Source organism: Brasilonema angustatum (assembly GCF_059505445.1).
The window spans coordinates 53,870-72,155 of sequence record NZ_JCACKO010000152.1 but is presented as its reverse complement, the minus strand read 5'-3'; the positions used below and the strand labels follow the sequence as shown (position 1 = coordinate 72,155).

Genomic DNA, 18,286 nt, shown 5'->3' with positions numbered 1-18,286 from the left:
TAAATGAAAGACCCTATCGGCGCTTTTGAAAAGCTACGCGACAACTTAATCCTTTATGTTAAAACTGCTTTCGGTACACAATTTCCTGAAATTGAGAAGGAACGGGAACGACGTTTGCGTGAACCAGGAGTATTTTATCAAGAACCTTGGATCGAACCTTTACCTCGTTATCAAAAATCTGGGAAAACAATCAATAATTTACAACTTTCAGATGTTCCAGGTTTAGATAAGTCTGCACTGCTAGATTTTAAAGAATTAGCTTCCTGTGGACTGGTTGGTGATTTTGAATTATACACTCACCAACTGGAAATGCTCCGTCAAGGATTATCGGGTCAAAATGCAGTTGTTACTGCTGGTACAGGTTCAGGTAAAACAGAATCTTTCCTCTTACCCTTGTTTGCTTATCTAGCCAAAGAATCAAAAAACTGGCAAGCACCGTCAGCAGCGCCACCGCATATCGATGACTGGTGGGAAAACAAAGATTGGCAAAATAAATGCAACCCTCTAGTAAAGAAAAACCGCAGTTTTAAGCAATCTTATCGCCTACCTCAAAGGAATCATGAAAAACGAGATGCTGCGGTAAGGGCACTAATTTTATACCCGATGAATGCCCTTGTTGAAGACCAACTTACCAGGTTACGCCGCGCTTTAGATTCTGACAAGGCGCGAGATTGGTTTAAAAATAATAGAAAAGACAACAGAATTTATTTTGGCAGATACAACGGCGTCACACCTGTACCAGGGCATGAGTACAAACAAAATGGTAAACCTAACGGGGACAAGATAGAAGAACTTCTTGAAGAAATGCAGCAGATGCAAAAATCAGTCCAAGCTGCTGAGGAACATTTTAAGAAAACTGGTGACAAGGATGTAACATTCTTTTTCCCGCGTTTAGATGGGGCGGAAATGCGCTGTCGTTGGGATATGCAAGATGATCCACCTGATATTTTAATTACTAATTATTCCATGCTCAGCATTATGCTGATGCGAGATATTGATAAAAATATTTTTGATAAAACACGGGAATGGTTAAAGAAAGAAGGCAGTGTTTTTCACTTAATTCTTGATGAATTACACCTTTATCGTGGCACTGCTGGGACAGAAGTTGCTTACCTGATTCGCCTGCTGCTGCAACGTTTGGAACTTTATCCTGGTCATCCTAAATTAAAAATTCTTGCCTCTAGTGCGTCTCTTGAACCAAATGACCCACAAAGTTTAAAATTCTTATCTGAATTCTTCGGTACAGAATGGCATTCCGAACAAATTATCCCTGGTCATCCTGAGGCAATTCCAGCAATTGTCGGACAAAAATTTTTAGAGAGTGAACCATTTATCGCCTTAGCAAACGCACCAGAGGAAGCCACTTTTCTCAAGAAATGTTTACAAGTCTTGTCATCACAAAGCGATACTGTAGGCGCTATAATGCTTAACTCTTGTAAGCTCGACAATACAATTCGTGCAGTATCTCTCAGGCAATTTGCTAAAGGGATTTTTGGTGAGAATTTAGATGAAGAAAATCTTAATTTAGCAGTAAAGGGATTGCTAATTGCTCGTGGTTTATCTGAAGATAAATCTTTAGAATCATTTCGGTTTAGGTTGCACTGGTTTTTCAGAAATATTGATGGGCTTTGGGCTTGCACTCAGCCAAATTATGATTGTCATGAGAATGAAAGTAGTAAAAACCGACCGGTAGGTAGACTCTTTGTAAAAAATCCACCAATAGTTCATGATGGATTTCGAGTGCTAGAAATGCTTTACTGCGAACAGTGCGGTACTGTCTTTTATGGTGGAAACCGTCTGGAACTAAAGGACGGTAATGGTTGGGAACTTTTGCCTACAGAACCAAATATTGAAAGCATTCCTGACCGCCAAATTGGTAATTTTTTAGAACGGCGAACATATCGTGAATATGCTATATTTTATCCCTCTACAAATCTTTATGACAAAGAATTAAATATAAAAGGCTGGAACCAACCATCAAGAGGCGATAAAATTAAAGAAAAAGCTTGGTGGGATAAAGCCTGGTTAGACACTCGTAGTAGTCGCGTTACTTTAGAAGAACCTGATTCAGATACAGCAGATAATCAGTGGATAAAAGGCTATATTTTCAACTTGCGAGATACATCACCAGAAACGCAAGCATTTATGGCAGCACAACCCTCTCTTTGCCCATGTTGTGGTGCAGATTACACTAGGCGAAGGTCTTGGAAATCTTCAATTAGAGGCTTCCGTACTGCATTTTCTAGGTTGAGTCAACTGCTATCTAAAGAAATCTTTTATCAGTTACCAGAAAAATCAGACTCTCGTAAATTAGTCGTATTTTCTGATAGTCGTGAAAATGCCGCTTCAATATCAAATGGGATTGAACGTACTCATTACTCTGACCTTGTTCGTGAGGCAATATTTGATGAACTTAATCAATTAGCTGTTGGTAAAGTTTACCTATTAGAAGATATTCAAAAATATGGTCAACCTGTTCGTTTAGAAGCAAGAGAATTTGCTCAAAATAACCCTGATGCTGTCGAAAAGTTTAAAAAAACTATAAAAAATGCTAATAAACCTTTGCCAGAAGGTCTTGATGATGATGATTTAGAACTGTATATCAATCGCCGAAATAAGGCTCAAAATCTCATCAATGAAATTAAAGAAACAGCTAAAACGCGCATCGTTTCACTTAAGGTGTTATTTGAAGGCGAAAAAGATACTCCAGGAGTACTTATTCAGAGATTAGCTAGTTTAGGCATAAATCCTGCTGGTAACGATATCAATGACCAAGAGTTTTCTTACGACAAGAAATTACATCATTGGACAGGATTTTTTGATTTTGTATCTCAATCACCAAAATGGAAAGCTGGTTCTTCTAGGGAAGCAATTGACAAGCGATATACTCTTATATCAAAAACAGAGTCTGAAGTATGCGATACTTTCTTTAGTCGCTTATTTTATAGCATTGAAGCATCCGCTCTAGGCTATGTTTGTCTTAATTTTCCACAAGAAGAAATCAATAAATTAGCTACACAATGCAAACTTTCACCAGAAGTTTTTATCGAAATATGCAACGGATGCTTGCGTGTCATTGGTGATTTGTATCGGTATCCTAAGTATCCTGCTGAGGATTGGAACAGTTGGCAAGATGCAAAAGCCAGATTGAAAAAATATGTCACTAAATGCGTGACACAGCATAAGCTTTCTGAGAAGCTATTATTTGATGCATTGTGGTCAGCTATTTGCCAACATGGTAAACATGAACATTTAAAAATTAACCCGCTGCATTTATGGGTACGAGTTGCAGTTCCCGGTGATCCAGTTTGGCAATGCACATCATGTGGACGCCCTCACCTACATCGTGCAGCCGGTATCTGTACAAATTGTCTTGCAGAATTACCCATATCACCTAATAAAAAATGCTCAGATTTATACGCTCGTAATTATTACGCGACAGAAGCAGTTAATAAGCGTCAACCCATGCGTTTGCATTGTGAAGAATTGACAGGACAAACCGACGATCAAGCAGAAAGACAGCGCCATTTTCGCAATATTGTTGTCAACATCGGCGAACAAGATAGAGATTTTATCCCAGTGGTTGATACTATCGACATCCTAAGTGTTACTACCACAATGGAAGTGGGAATTGATATTGGTAGTTTAATGGCTGTAGTGATGGCAAATATGCCACCCATGCGTTTTAATTACCAACAAAGAGCAGGTCGTGCAGGTCGTCGGGGTCAACCTTTCGCCATTGTATTAACTATTTGTCGTGGTAACAGTCACGATGAATTTTATTATCAACATCCCGAAAAAATTACAGGTGACCCGCCACCAGTTCCCTTTCTATCGATGTCACAAATTGAAATTGCACGGCGTCTATTAGCAAAAGAATGTCTGCGACGTGCGTTTCTATGTGCTGATGTTAAGTGGTGGGATGGTCCCACGCCGCCAGATAGTCACGGGGAATTTGGTACAGTAAAAGACTGGCTAGAAAAAGAATCTCGTCGTCAGAAAGTTTGTCAATGGTTACAGAGTTCACCTGAAGTTACCGAGGTAGTAAATGATTTGCTTATTGGTGTAAAAAATATCGCTCCCATCTTTTTTGAAAATTATGCGCGTCAGGACTTGTTTAACAAGATAAACGAGTGTGCAAATAATAAAGAATTGACAGGAAAGGGATTAGCAGAACTACTTGCAGAAGGTGGTGTTTTGCCCATGTTCGGTATGCCATCCAGAGTTCGGGATTTGTATCATCACAATCCATCAAAAAACAAGAAGATTGCTACTATCGACCGTGATTTAGATTTAGCTATTGCGGAATTTGCCCCAGGTGCAGAAAAGACTAAAGATAAACGAATTTACACCTCTATTGGTTTTACTGCACCGTTACTTCCAGACAGTAAAAATGGCTTTGTTCCTGCTGAGAATGACCCGCTTTCTTCCCGAAAGTGGATGTTGAGATGTCAGCGCTGCCAACATACAGAAACTTCTGATAATGAATTTGAAAATACGGTCTGTCCCAAATGTGGAGCAATACCAGAACAAGGTTTTAAAGTTTTTAAATGGGCAGTACCTTTGGCTTTTCGTACTAGCCTCAACTATGGTACAGATGCAAAGGAAGAACATGATGTATTAATCTCAGGTGCGGGTAGTGTTGCTGAGTCGCAACCTCAAAATTTTAACTTCATAGATAATACAAATACTCAGACCGCTTTTTCTCAAACTGGCAGAGTATTCCGTGTTAATGATAATCGCGGGAATTTGTTTAAAGGAGCAGTAGGTAAAGCTTCTTTTGGACGTGGTGAAAAAATTTTAGAATTTCAATGGATTGATGAACGATTTCAGAATCCATCCAATGGGATAATTTTTAAAGAACCGGGTGAATCTGAAGCACTGGCTATTGTTGCACCGAAAACAACTGGCGTTCTCCGCATCAAACCCGCATCTGTACCCACTGGATTATGTCTCGATCCCATTGCACCTGGTTCAGCTATTAAAGCTGCTTTCTATTCTGCGGCTTTTATTATCCGTGCTGTCGCAGCACAGGAATTAGATATTGATCCAGATGAATTAGATGTGAGTGGTTTACGGCAGCTTGAACTAGAAGAAACTGGTGAAAAAGTAGGAGAAATTGTAATTAGCGATCGCCTACCCAATGGTTCTGGTTTTACATTATGGCTTGCCCAACATTGGCAAAACATCCTCATAGAAAAAATTATCAAAGCACAAAATACTTTTGTTGATGCCATGATGTCACAGCAGCATCGCAAGAAATGTGATTCTTCCTGTTATGAGTGCTTACGACACTACCGCAATATAAACTATCACGGCTTGCTCGATTGGCGTAGTGGTCTCTCTTTACTCAAGGCATTAGCTGATAATAATTTTAGTTGCGGTTTGCACGGCGATTTTTCTGCCCCAGACTTAGAAAACTGGCGACAAACAGCAACTGAACTTCGAGATGCTTTTTGTGCATCTTTTAGTAGTTGTTCTCCGCAATATTTCGGAAGTTTGCCTGGTTTTACAGTGGGTGATATAACAGTTATTATTGTTCATCCGTTGTGGAACCTCAATAACCCCATTGGCTTATTAACTGATGCTGTTGCTACAGTAGCACCAGACAGCCGAATTCGTTACATTGATACCTTTAATCTTTTGCGCCGTCCTAGCTGGTGTTATCAGTCACTGGGTTCGCCGTAGGCATATTCTGAAAATTTTCATTGTATAAATACCACTATGATCTCAAAAGCTGAAAGTCTTTCTTTGTCCTTTACAGTTCTCCATTCAGATGACCAAACTAATTGAATACGAACAAGCGAGTGACGAAGTGCGTGTCGTATATGACGACATCCGCGCCACTCGTAAGACTGATTACATTAACAATTTTTGGAAAGCGATCGCCAACCATCCCCCCACTCTACGCCGAACGTGGGAGACACTCAAAGAAGTGATGACTAGTCCAGGCGAACTCGATCCGTTGATGCGCGAACTGATTTATATTGCGGTGAGTGTGACAAATGGTTGTGAGTACTGCATCGCCTCGCACACAGCAGGGGCATATGCAAAAGGCATGAGCGATGTTATGTTCGCCGAACTTATGGGGATTATTGCTACAGCAAATACAACCAATCGCCTTGCCAATGGCTACCAAATTCCAGTGGATGAGCAATTCAAGACGTAGAGGCTTATCCTCACAGCAATGATTCTTTCAATTGTTGGAAATTTTTATCTGAATTAACAACAAAATAATCAGCCTTTAGTAAAAGGGAAAAGGCTAAAAGTCAAAAGATTTATATTTCCTTTTTTCTTTTTCCTTTTCCTTGCTTTACACCTGATGCTTACTTAATATTAGCTCTAGCATCCCTGACTGCAGCAACAAAAAATAATCCTGTCAGTGGAATGCTTATTGCGAGGATAATTGCAGTTATCTCAGTACCCAAGTCTGGTTGTCCAGAACCGAGTTCAAACATTGAACCGACTGCGGCTATAGCGGTAATACAAGAACCAGCGAGAAATAAACCGCTTTTTGGAGTCATTATATTCACTAGCGAACCACCCTATCTATTGGTTTTACAGCCTGATGTGAAAACCCATGCTTAGATAGCTCTTGCGTCAAAGCTAAAGAGTTTTCTACACGATCTACAAATACCACGCCGTTGAGGTGATCCATCTCGTGCTGAATGCATCGTCCAAGTAAATCTCCAGCTTTTAGAGTCCGGGGACGCCCGTGTTCATCTTTATAAGAAATTTCTACAACTTGCGGACGCTTTACATCCATGTAAACCCCTGGAATACTCAAACATCCTTCTTGCGCCATACAAATTTCACGGCTAGCTTTTGTGATAGTGGGATTGATTAATACCAGTGGTGGGTTAGCTGGGTTATCTGGTTCGCAGTCGATGACAATGAGTTGTTTGTTAACTCCCACTTGAGGCGCAGCCAAACCAATGCCATCCTTGCTGTACATAGTTTGTAGCATTTCGCGTATCACTTGACGAATTTCCTCATCGACTTTCGATACACGCTTAGTAGCTTGACGGAGAACGCGATCGCCCAAGTAATGAAGTTCTAATGGCGGATTTTGTAACTTTTTCTTTTCAACAGCGATTTCTATAGGCATGGTCTTGTAACTCAGTTGTGCTGGCTGTTTTAATATATTGTGATTTCTCTAATCTTAACAATTCCAGTCCCCTTCCTGAATTGGGTAAAACCCACCATTAAGGGATGTAATGCCCATATTCCCTATGAAAATAGGAGTGAGGAAGAAACATTTTCATCCTTCCATCGACTCAATCCAATCGCAAGGGTTTTGACAAATTTACATTCTGTTACATAGTGAGGTTTATTCACGCCTACCTACTTACTCGATCACTGCTAACACCGCTTTCGGCAACAATTTATCTTTAAACCAAACAATTCTAGCAGGCACATCATTTAATTGAACTCCGGCTTTCTCCAGATTCAATCGCTCTGAAATTGCCAAAATCAAATCATCACGTCCTGCACGTCGTACTTGGGAAAACTTCTTTTGTAAATATTCTGGTCGCCAATAACCAACTATTTCTAATAACAGCGATCGCCCATCAGGATGGACTAATCTAAAATCAGGAATCATCACACTTCCAGGAATAGGAATTAAGTCAACCTCTCGCTCCAACACCCAATCCGTTTTTGTTGACTCCCACTTATCAGCAAAAGACTCTTCCAACATACTATCGTATGGTTTACCAGTGGAATAATGAGACACCAAACCGCATTCAGAATTGAGAGTAAAACGTCCCGTTTTCCATGTATTTGTGTATGGATCACGAATTTGTAATATAGTGGAAAGACTCCATTTTGTGACATGAAGTAAAGCCGGGATTAGCTTCGCTATAGCCAAACCATACCGCGTACTGGGAGTAAACAAACTCGTCGGACCATCAATTGTAATTGTAAAACCGTGGTCAGCATCTCCCTCAATATAAGACATTAATTGAAACAACTTGAGGTAGCGAAACAAAAGCTTATATTGTCCAGGCACATTGCGATGAGCATTTATCACCAACTGACTTGCTCTATAAAACACCCCCTGCACCTGAGATAAATTGTAGCGATGCAATAAATCATGGGGTGCTGGCGCATCAAAAGCAGTTAAAATCTTATTCTCAGACAAATCCGCATATAATCCTTCACCAACTTGTTTTGGCAAAACTTCACGCTCAAGTTCATGACTCAATTCATCAGCAATCTTTGTTAAAGTCGTTTCTGTCAACTCGCGACTCGGAGCAGACTTCGCCGCCAAAGCAAAAACCCTTTCTCGTAACATTTGAGGTTCCAAAGGACTCACCACCTCAAAAGTGGAGAAACTGCTTTTGAGGATATAAGCTAAACCCCGCTTGAGTCTATAATCTGGAGTATCCCCCTCCAACTCCGACAACTGACGCTCAAGTGTACCTTGAGTCTCACCTACCGCCTCCTGAAAACAACTTGTTAACTCAGTGGCGATCGCCAAATGATTATCATCAATCTTCAGTCTCTTCGGGATAATTTCTTCCCCATTTTGCCTGTGACTTAGTAACTCTGTTGGTAGCATTGAACTTTTTAACCGCAGATAAATGCAGATGAATACAGGTAATTATGGAAACATTCCAAATGTGCAACTTTACTGTCATCTCGTATTGAGACGGGAACAGGAGAATAAAATAATAAACCGCAAAGGACGCAAAGAGCACGAAGGTAAGAGAGTTTAAAAGGGTTTTTGGGTAAGTCTTAGTATTTTTGTATGCATTGGGATGTTCCTATAATTATTGCAAGATTATCAGGTTTCATCCGTATTTATCGGCGGTTTCTTTTGAACTTTATAATTTATCTCCAACTGTTCAGCAGCTTTAAGACTCTTTTCCTTCCCACTCCCATAAATAACCCGTAAATTCCCTTTCTTCTCCTCTTTCTCTTGGCGTTCTTGGCGTCTTGGCGGTTCATTTTTCTTCTCCACACCTCTTCTCCTCGCTGAAGTCCCTTCCTCACTCGTATCTTCCGCCACCACCTCGTACAAAATCGCCTGCTTCTTATTATCCTTACCTTTTCTTAAAACTCTTCCCAATCTTTGAATATACTCCCGTGTTGAACCAGTACCAGATAAAATAATCGCAACAGAAGCCGCAGGAACATCAACACCCTCATTCAACACGTGAGAAGCAACCAAAGTTTTAAACTCTCCCTCTCGAAACTTTGTTAATATTTCATGCCGTTCCTTGACAGGAGTTTGATGAGTAATTGCTGGAACCAGAAAATTTTGAGAAATGTGGTAAACTGTCGCATTATCAGCAGTAAAAATCAAAACTCTTTCTGGATAATGTTCTGTTAATATATCAGCAAGAACTCTTATCTTCCCATCAGTACCCAAAGCAATTTCTTTCGCTTCCCGATGCGCTAACATGGCTCTACGCCCAGCTTGCGATCGCGCACTCATTTGCACAAATCTCTGCCAGCCTTGAAGACTCCCCAAAGAAATCTTTGATTCCTTCAAAAAATCATTGCGAACTTGAATCAGTTGAGTGTATTTTTCCCGCTCATTTTGTGATAATTTCACCTTAATTTGTACAACTTCATGTTCTGCTAACGCATTCCCTGCTAAATCTTCAGCCCTTTTGCGATAAACTTCTCTACCTATTAAAAAATTCAAGTCAGCGTGTTTACCATCAGTGCGTTCGGGTGTCGCAGATAGTCCCAAACGGTAGGGTGCGATCGCATATTCCGCAATCACCCGACTAAAATCTGTTGGCAAATGATGACATTCATCAAAAATTAACAAAGCATACAGATTCCCCAAACTTTCCGCATGGATAGCCGCACTATCATAAGTGGCAACAAGTACAGGTGTTCTATCGCGCGAACCACCGCCAAGTAACCCAACCTCAGCATCAGGAAACGCCGCCTTCAAATGAGCATACCACTGATGCATTAAATCCAGCGTTGGCACGACAATAAGTGTCGTGCGCGGCGTCGCTTGCATCGCCATTTGCGCCAGATACGTCTTTCCCGCTGCGGTGGGAAGCACGACGACTCCTTGTCTTCCCGCGAGTTTCCAAGCAGCTAACGCCTCACTTTGGTGGGGATAAGGTTCCATTTCCAGACTCGGAACCAACTCTATCGGATAAAACGCCTTAGCTTCATCGATAAAATTAGTATCTTGGGCTTGCATTGCTTCCACCAAAGCACGGTATTGAATAGCCGGAATGCGGAATTTTTCTACTCTATCATCCCATGTAGCAAAATCCATCCAAGCCCTGCCGCGTGGTGGTGGATGCAAAATTAATGTGCCACGATCAAAAGTTAGTGTGGGCGTGCGAGCCATTTTTGCTTTTCTCGGCTTTGTTAAAATGTAAGATGTGTCTCACTTTTAACTATTAATAACGTAAAAGCTGTTATTACGAACCTACCTAGACGCATGTAACGTTCATGATCGTGAATTGAGGAACGTAAAGTCCTAGACAGTACAGAACAAAGACATCTTGTCAATAAGAATAACTAAAATATTAATAAAATTCCAAACAATCGCAGTGAACGCGAACGCTTATTAACGATCGCAACACTTTGAAAATATATCCCTAATTTTGTCGCGCCATCACGGACTCGCGCAACCGAAGCAATTGTTTATCGTTAATTCCAACACTTATCAAGGAATTGACTGTGTGCATGAGGTAGTCAGCACAAGAACCAAGCTCACCGCAAGCTGTGGCAATGCTATTAACTGTAGTTTCAAGGGAAATCTTACCACTGTAAGCTCGATGTTGGTGATTGATGACAAAAGCGATCGCCTGTAATCTTTGCGTACCGTCAAACACTCTCACCCAACGAGGAATGTAACAACCAACTACCATTTCTCGTCGCCAAAGTAGCTCTAGTTCTGAGTGTACATCACTAGCAGCTATGCGGTAGGCGACACCGCGACAACTACCGCCTCTATCCAAACCGAGTGCCAACCCTGGGTTTTCTGGAGTACCACGCCCCTGGGGAACCCATAAACAAAAACGGCGATGCCAACCGTAAATCGTGCCGATGCGCTGTTCTGCAAATTTGAAGATGGGGTTCCAAATCAGAGAACCATAGGCAAACAACCAAACATCAGAGTTTGGGTTTTGTTGCCCAAGAGTTTCATGCATTGACGCCTGCAACTGGGCTTCACTCAGGACATTTACCGCACGTCCAGATTGTAAGATGGTTTGCTGCAAGCGGCTGGATTCAAGGTCGGAGCGTGTTAGTGACAAGATTGTACTCAAGCCAAAATAAACATAGCTAGGAACAAATGACTCAGGCATACAATCTAGCTTACGCGGAATATGTGATAATAAACCGCGCATACAGTTATAAATTAATAAACTATAAAATCGTGCAATATAACGAATCTATTGATGAGTTGGCTGCACTTCTGCAACAGCCGGCTGATTTTGAATTTGAACTACCTGATCCCGAAGATGAGGAAATTCCTGAACCGGAATTTCAAAAGCAGCTAGATGTCGCTTGGCAGGTGTGCGATCGCTTTGATTTGCAAACCGACATTTGGCGAGGACGAATTTTACGCGCTGTTCGCGACAGAGAGAAAATAGGCGGTGAGGGACGAGGTGCTGGTTTTCTCAAATGGCTCAAAGAACGAGAAATTGGCAAAAGTCAAGCATATGCTCTGATTCAACTAGCGAACAGCGCTGATACTCTCTTAGAAGAAGGAAGATTAGAACCATCAGCCATCAATAATTTTAGCAAACGGGCGTTTATCGAAACAGCCAAAGCTGCGCCAGAAGTCCAACAGATGGTAGGTGAAGCAGCCCAAAAAGGCGATCGCATCACCAGACGAGAAGTACGTCAAATCAACGACGAATGGACAGCAATGTCTTCCGAGTTGCTACCCGAACCAGTCAAGGTAAAAGCAGCAGAAAATTCTCTTCCTCCGCGTTACATCGCGCCATTGGTAAAGGAGATGGAGAAATTACCAGAATCTCACCAAAACGCGATTCAAAAGGAAATATCTCAAAATCCTGACATAGATACCATCAAGCAAGTCACCACAGATGCTCGTAATCTGGCAAAATATCTCAAAGCAGCAGCTCAAGTCCAAGCACTAAACGCTCAAGAAGTTGACATCGAAACAGCCCTGATAGAAGCTCAAAGAGTTGGCTGTCTGAGCATAGCAGCAGACTTAGTGAATCAAGCATCTCAACTAGAGCAAATGATTGCCAAATTGTACATGAGTTGGAAGAAAATTGGTAATCTATCAGACCGTTTGTATGTGGATACGGGTGCAAGTACACCACGCTTGCGAGAACTTCTTGAATGCTTGGAACCCCTTGGCGGTGAAGTTATGGAGTTACAACTGAGTGGTGGCACTGAACACACTATCCGTCTACAAATTCAGGAGACTGGTTAGGGAATGGGGAGTGAAGAAGGCTTTTGAAACTCAGCTAACGCCAGGTGCAGCGATCGCGCACTAAGCTAGAATTAGCAAAAGCAAGTAAAAGTTAACCTGTCTCCCAGGCATCGTGATAATGGACTAAAAATCAGCCATTTTCCCCTAAAACACAAGATAGTGCCTTATTAGGAACAAAGGATGTCAACAACTCGACAACTAAAGGTAATAATACTATAACAGCAGCTAGCAGTAGAATTTCTAGGCTCCGGGAAGTTTTCAATTTAGCTGCTACTACCCATTGCTGAAGTCTCCTTCTAAAGGTTGATGTTGAGAGTGCTTGGCGTTTAAGATTTTGGATTCGTCATCCATGATCAATCCCCTGTCTCTGTTACTTCCTGGTTCTTTTGTGAATTAGCTTGAGCTAATCCCACCAGCAAAAGCTAATCTATAACATAGAGACTTGTTAAGTAAAATTAAATCATAGTTACCCTTGCCCTTATTTCACGGGCAAAACTCGATTCTTGTATAAGATAATTCATTTCACGGGAGTGAATGTACAATGCAGCAGCTTGTAGATCAACCAAAACTTGACTTCCAGAGCGAAGTATACAAAGACGCTTACAGCCGGATCAATGCGATTGTGATAGAAGGCGAACAGGAAGCCCACGCAAATTATCTCAAACTCGCTGAACTGCTGAGCGATAATCAAGATGAGCTCATTCGCCTTTCTAAGATGGAAAGTCGCCACAAAAAAGGATTTGAAGCTTGTGGGCGCAATCTGAAGGTAACGCCAGATATGCAATTTGCTCAAGAGTTTTTTGCTCCATTGCATCAAAATTTTCAAAAAGCAGCGGCTGAAGGTAAAGTCGTTACTTGCTTGCTGATTCAGTCTTTGATTATTGAATGTTTTGCGATCGCCGCATACGAAATTTACATCGAAGTTGCTGATGATTTTGCTCGTAAAATCACTGAAGGAGTAGTCAAAGACGAATACAGCCACCTCAACTTTGGAGAAGTATGGTTGAAAGAACACTTTGAACAATCCAAAGCGGAATTAGAAGAAGCAAATCGCCAAAACTTGCCCATAGTGTGGAAAATGCTCAACTCTGTTGAGGATGATGCGCGCACCTTAGCTATGGATAAGGACGCTTTAGTAGAAGCTTTCATGATTCAGTACGGAGAAGCCCTTAGTAATATTGGTTTTTCCACCCGCGAGCTCATGCGTCTGTCTGCCTACGGAATCACCGGATAGGAGAACAGGAAACTCAAAGTCCCCACTTTTTGAAAGAGTGGGAATTAGGGATCTACCCTTGGGAGGAATTCAAAATTCAAAGGATGAGTGCGTGCCGCTGCGCTAACAAAGTTCAAAATTAAAGAGTCTTTTTTTTGAATTTTGCATTTTGAGAGAAGTTGGAGCGGAGGTTTCCTCCGCTCGAATATTCGGTGATTTTGAATTTCTCAAAAGCTAGAGCAGACTCTCATTTGCTGGTTAGTTTTTGTGTAGTATTTTGAAGGGTTAATTATATCTTAACCCGCCTATTCCACCCTTCTAACGAAGGATACGCGTCACAACATCGTTCATGTTTGGTCTAATCGGACACCTTACTAGTTTAGAACACGCGCAAGCAGTAGCCAAAGAATTGGGCTACCCAGAATATGCTGATCAGGGGTTAGATTTTTGGTGCAGCGCTCCACCCCAAATTGTCGATAACATTACAGTTACCAGTGTTACCGGACAAAAAATTGAAGGGCGGTATGTAGAGTCAGGCTTTTTGCCAGAAATGCTGGCAACTCGTCGCATCAAAGCTGCAACACGCAAAATCCTCAACGCTATGGCTCACGCTCAAAAGCACGGGATAAGTATCACAGCTTTAGGCGGATTTTCTTCAATAATTTTTGAAAACTTTAATTTAGAGCAATTCAAACAAGTCCGCAATATAAAATTAGAGTTTGAACGCTTTACCACAGGTAACACTCATACAGCATACATCATTTGTCAACAGGTAGAAAAAGCGTCGAAACAAGTAGGCATTGAACTATCAAATGCAACGGTTGCTGTATGCGGGGCGACTGGAGATATTGGTAGTGCTGTTTGTCGTTGGTTGGATGCAAAAACAGATGTCAAGGAACTGTTGCTAGTAGCCCGTAACCAAGAACGCCTACAACAGCTGCAAGACGAACTGGGGCGTGGAAAAATCCTGTCTATGGAAGAAGCACTTCCCCAAGCTGATATTGTCGTTTGGGTTGCTAGTATGCCTAAAGGGATGGAAATCGACCCCAAAGTTTTAAAGCAACCTTGTTTGCTGATTGATGGTGGCTATCCAAAAAATCTCGCAACTAAAGTTCAGCATCCTGGTGTACACGTCCTAAATGGTGGGATTGTGGAACATTCCCTGGATATTGATTGGAAAATTATGGGCATCGTCAATATGGATGTTCCAGCACGCCAGTTGTTTGCTTGTTTTGCAGAATCAATGCTATTGGAATTTGAGAAGTTATACACTAACTTCTCTTGGGGGCGCAATCGGATTACTGTAGAAAAAATGGAGCAAATTGGTCAGGTATCAAGAAAGCATGGATTTAGACCACTCCTGGTTTAGTGATTAGTCATAAGTCATGAGTTATTAGTTATGAGCTAGTGACTCATGAGTATAGAAAATCCCATTGCCCCACACCTCAATTTTTACTCTTCACTTTTTTCGTCAAAAAATGGCTACTACCGAGCGTAAACCGCTACTGTTGGATTTTGAAAAGCCGCTAGCAGAACTGGCAACTAGAATAGAGCAAATTCGGCAACTTGCAGAAGAAAACGGTGTCGATGTTTCTGGTCAAATTCGTCAGCTAGAAGCACGCGCCATGCAACTGCGTGAAGAAATATTTGGTAGTCTATCGCCGTCTCAGCGACTACAAGTCGCCCGTCATCCGCGCCGCCCTAGTACGCTTGATTATATTCAAGCTATCAGTGATGAATGGATGGAGTTACATGGCGATCGCTGTGGTTCTAACGACCCTGCCTTAGTTGGTGGTGTAGGTCGTTTGGGCGGACAACCTGTGGTTATGCTGGGTAATCAAAAAGGGCGCGACACAAAAGACAATATTGCCCGTAATTTCGGTATGGCTTCCCCAGGTGGCTATCGTAAGGCGATGCGCTTGATGGAACACGCCAACAAGTTTGGCATGCCAATTTTAACTTTTATCGACACGCCAGGAGCTTTACCTACAGTCGTCGCTGAACGACAAGGTGCAGGAGAAGCGATCGCATACAACCTACGTGAGATGTTTTCCTTGGATGTGCCGATAGTTTGTGCTGTTATTGGTGAAGCCTTTTCTGGCGGTGCATTGGGTATTAGTGTTGGCGATCGCCTGCTAATGTTTGAACACGCCGTTTACACTGTGATTACTCCTGAAGCCTGCGCTGCTATTTTGTGGAAAGATGCTGGCAAAGCCCCCCAAGCAGCTGCTGTCTTGAAAATGACAGCACCGGATTTGAAAAACTTGGGAATCATCGACCAGATATTACCTGAACCCGTTGGTGGTGCTCATTCTGATCCTCTGGGAGCAGTCACCACTCTCAAGCAAGCCCTCTTAGACAATTTGGAGGAACTCAACCGCTTCACTCCTAGTGAACGACGCCAAATGCGCTACGAAAAATTCCGTAAAATTGGTGTCTTTACTGAACTTTCCCACTCATAAAACTTCAGCTACTTGATGAGAATAGCGGCAATGCTATAATTGCCTATGTCAGTTAAAGATTTTTAACAATCTTTGAAGTCATAGGCATTTGTATTTTTAGTCATGAGTCAACTGCTAAGCCTTACGTTCTGTCCCTATGGCTAATATAGAAACTTGTAGTTCTTGGTAGGAGGTACAAACCGCGTACTCGTTAAACTACTAAGCTGACTATCCCCTTCAATTATGATATGAATTTCTAGGGAGTAGGAGCGCAAATGTCTTACCTATTCCAGTACGAGCGGCGATGCTGTACAGATATTAGCGGTTTCTACAACTTTTCCAACTGTCATCTACAGTTTCTTCTAACCCTATGGAATATGTGAGATGCGGAAAATATCTCTTTGCAATACAAAATAGCAATTGTCGAAGAAAGTTAATCGGATTCTTAGGTTTGTTTAATCTATCGACACTACGAGACTTATATAACAAAGTAGTGACGTGGTTATCAAACCGTTAAACAATTTGAAAGTTAATTCTTGAGCTTCCTTTGCTACCACAACAGGCAGTTATTGATGAATTGACTATCGTGCCTGGGGCTGGCACACTCTAGCTAGTCATAAGTCTATTGTCTTTGGTTTTTGCTAATAATACAGACTCATGACTGCTGACTCATTACTCCTAATCAAACCTTCATTAATACTCGACACCATGACTATTGCTCGTTCCAACGGTTCCAATTGCTCTCAACAATCTCCTCTTGTTCCAGACTTGACAGAAGCCATCTCCACAAGACCAGACCGCAACACTCACAATGGGCAGCAAGCTGATTTGCACCCGCAAACAGAAGAGCAGATGGAGCAGATGACGGACGCCGTGCGGACTCTACTGGTGGGTGTAGGAGAAGATCCCGAACGCGAGGGATTGCTGAAAACACCCAAGCGGGTAGCAGAGGCAATGCGGTTTCTCACCAGCGGCTATAACCAGTCTTTAGAAGAAATCGTCAACGGAGCCATCTTTGATGAAGGCCATAATGAGATGGTATTAGTACGGGACATCAACGTTTTTAGCTTATGCGAACACCATATGTTGCCATTTATGGGCAAAGCTCATGTTGCCTATATCCCTAATCAAAAAGTTGTGGGATTGAGCAAGCTTGCTCGTATTGTCGAGATGTATTCCCGACGCTTGCAAGTACAAGAAAGGCTCACTCGCCAAATTGCTGAAGCAATTCAGATGATTCTAGAACCACAGGGAGTTGCCGTTGTGATGGAAGCTACACATATGTGCATGGTTATGCGGGGTGTGCAAAAACCTGGTTCCTGGACTGTGACAAGCGCAATGCAGGGTGTGTTTCAAGAAGAGCATAAAACTCGTGAAGAATTCTTCAACTTAATTCGTCACCAATCATCGTTATTCTAAGTCCTCAGCACTGAGAACAGTGAACAGTTATCAAGCAAAAAATAACTGATAACTGTTAATCACTTAGCACTTTGAACGCAGCTTCTCAAACAACTTAGCTACCTTGTCTAAATCCTTATCTCCTGGGGCACGTTCTACACCACTCGATAAGTCAATGCCACTAGGCGTTATCTGAGTCAAAGCTTGTATAATATTCTCTGGAGTGAGTCCCCCCGCCAAAAACCAAGGACAGCTAGGGCTGAATTGCTGCAACATTGTCCAGTCTAGAGTTGTGCCTGTACCACCTAGTTGCTGTGGATGGTAAGCATCAAGTAACAGCGTATCTCCTTTTGAAGTATAAGTTTCTACTTTTTCAATATCCTCAAAGGTACGGATTCTCAAAGCTTTAATAATTTCTACATTTGGTAGCAATTGACGCAACTGGTGACAAAATTCCGGGGATTCATCTCCGTGCAGTTGAACGCCAGTTAAGCCAGAATGAACTACTGTTTGAGTAATTTCAAGAGCAGTGGAGTTGGCAAAAACTCCAATTTTGTCGATTTTTTCGGGCAGTTGTTCCACGATAGCCCGAATCTGCTCTACTTTAACATAGCGGGGTGAGGTTGGAACACAAATAAATCCTAATGCTGTTGCACCAAGGGAGGCGATCGCCTTCCCCTGTTGTGGTTGAGTTATTCCGCAAATCTTTACCCGCATAGATATTTTTGATAATAGTAGTAATAGTTACATAAAACCAAAAATGTATAAACAATTTCAAGTTCTTTCCCTTATAATTCTATAATTTTTATGGCTTAGCAATAAGCAGTCAGCACATAGCTA

Annotated in this window: 13 protein-coding genes; 7 read left to right on the top strand and 6 right to left on the bottom strand. The window is 41.8% G+C overall.

Annotated elements, in window-relative coordinates; all coding sequences use genetic code 11:
- Positions 1-3 precede the first annotated feature (3 nt).
- Positions 4-5,688: a DEAD/DEAH box helicase gene (locus tag AC5JM2_RS33030; protein ID WP_495839962.1), complete on the top strand. Its 5,685-nt coding sequence runs from the start codon at positions 4-6 to the stop codon at positions 5,686-5,688.
- An 88-nt stretch (positions 5,689-5,776) separates the two neighbouring features.
- Entirely contained in the window at positions 5,777-6,169 is a 393-nt protein-coding gene (locus AC5JM2_RS33025; protein WP_210613548.1) for a carboxymuconolactone decarboxylase family protein, read from the top strand.
- A gap of 157 nt (positions 6,170-6,326) precedes the next feature.
- Here the strand turns inward: AC5JM2_RS33025 and AC5JM2_RS33020 are convergent, their stop codons facing one another.
- The 5 genes from AC5JM2_RS33020 to AC5JM2_RS33000 form a co-directional block, all read right to left on the bottom strand.
- On the bottom strand, positions 6,327-6,524 hold the full coding sequence (locus AC5JM2_RS33020) for a hypothetical protein (protein ID WP_169264503.1): 198 nt from the start codon (positions 6,522-6,524) through the stop codon (positions 6,327-6,329).
- A gap of 8 nt (positions 6,525-6,532) precedes the next feature.
- Complete coding sequence (def, locus tag AC5JM2_RS33015; RefSeq protein ID WP_495839960.1) at positions 6,533-7,108, bottom strand: peptide deformylase; 576 nt, start codon at positions 7,106-7,108, stop codon at positions 6,533-6,535.
- Between the two features lie 240 nt (positions 7,109-7,348).
- Positions 7,349-8,563 (bottom strand): DUF790 family protein, encoded by a 1,215-nt coding sequence (locus AC5JM2_RS33010; protein ID WP_495839958.1) that lies wholly within the window; start codon positions 8,561-8,563, stop codon positions 7,349-7,351.
- Positions 8,564-8,788: 225 nt separating this feature from the next.
- Positions 8,789-10,327, bottom strand: coding sequence for a DEAD/DEAH box helicase family protein (locus AC5JM2_RS33005; protein WP_495839956.1), 1,539 nt, complete (start codon positions 10,325-10,327; stop codon positions 8,789-8,791).
- 253 nt (positions 10,328-10,580) lie between these two features.
- Entirely contained in the window at positions 10,581-11,291 is a 711-nt protein-coding gene (locus AC5JM2_RS33000) for a gamma-glutamylcyclotransferase (protein WP_495839954.1), read from the bottom strand.
- A 71-nt stretch (positions 11,292-11,362) separates the two neighbouring features.
- On the opposite strand from AC5JM2_RS33000, the gene AC5JM2_RS32995 reads away from it, so the two are divergent.
- The 5 genes from AC5JM2_RS32995 (at position 11,363) to folE (ending at position 17,467) form a co-directional block, all read left to right on the top strand.
- Entirely contained in the window at positions 11,363-12,394 is a 1,032-nt protein-coding gene (locus AC5JM2_RS32995; protein ID WP_210620247.1) for a hypothetical protein, read from the top strand.
- Between the two features lie 541 nt (positions 12,395-12,935).
- Positions 12,936-13,628 (top strand): aldehyde oxygenase (deformylating), encoded by a 693-nt coding sequence (locus AC5JM2_RS32990; protein WP_495839951.1) that lies wholly within the window; start codon positions 12,936-12,938, stop codon positions 13,626-13,628.
- A 328-nt stretch (positions 13,629-13,956) separates the two neighbouring features.
- Complete coding sequence (locus tag AC5JM2_RS32985; RefSeq protein WP_169263761.1) at positions 13,957-14,976, top strand: long-chain acyl-[acyl-carrier-protein] reductase; 1,020 nt, start codon at positions 13,957-13,959, stop codon at positions 14,974-14,976.
- 109 nt (positions 14,977-15,085) lie between these two features.
- Positions 15,086-16,069, top strand: coding sequence for an acetyl-CoA carboxylase carboxyltransferase subunit alpha (locus AC5JM2_RS32980; protein ID WP_495839949.1), 984 nt, complete (start codon positions 15,086-15,088; stop codon positions 16,067-16,069).
- Positions 16,070-16,756: 687 nt separating this feature from the next.
- Entirely contained in the window at positions 16,757-17,467 is a 711-nt protein-coding gene (gene folE, locus AC5JM2_RS32975; protein ID WP_495840029.1) for a GTP cyclohydrolase I FolE, read from the top strand.
- A gap of 63 nt (positions 17,468-17,530) precedes the next feature.
- On the opposite strand, the gene AC5JM2_RS32970 is transcribed toward folE, so the two are convergent.
- A complete protein-coding gene (locus tag AC5JM2_RS32970) occupies positions 17,531-18,163 on the bottom strand; it encodes a phosphoribosylanthranilate isomerase (protein WP_495839947.1) in 633 nt (210 codons plus the stop codon).
- Positions 18,164-18,286 lie beyond the last annotated feature (123 nt).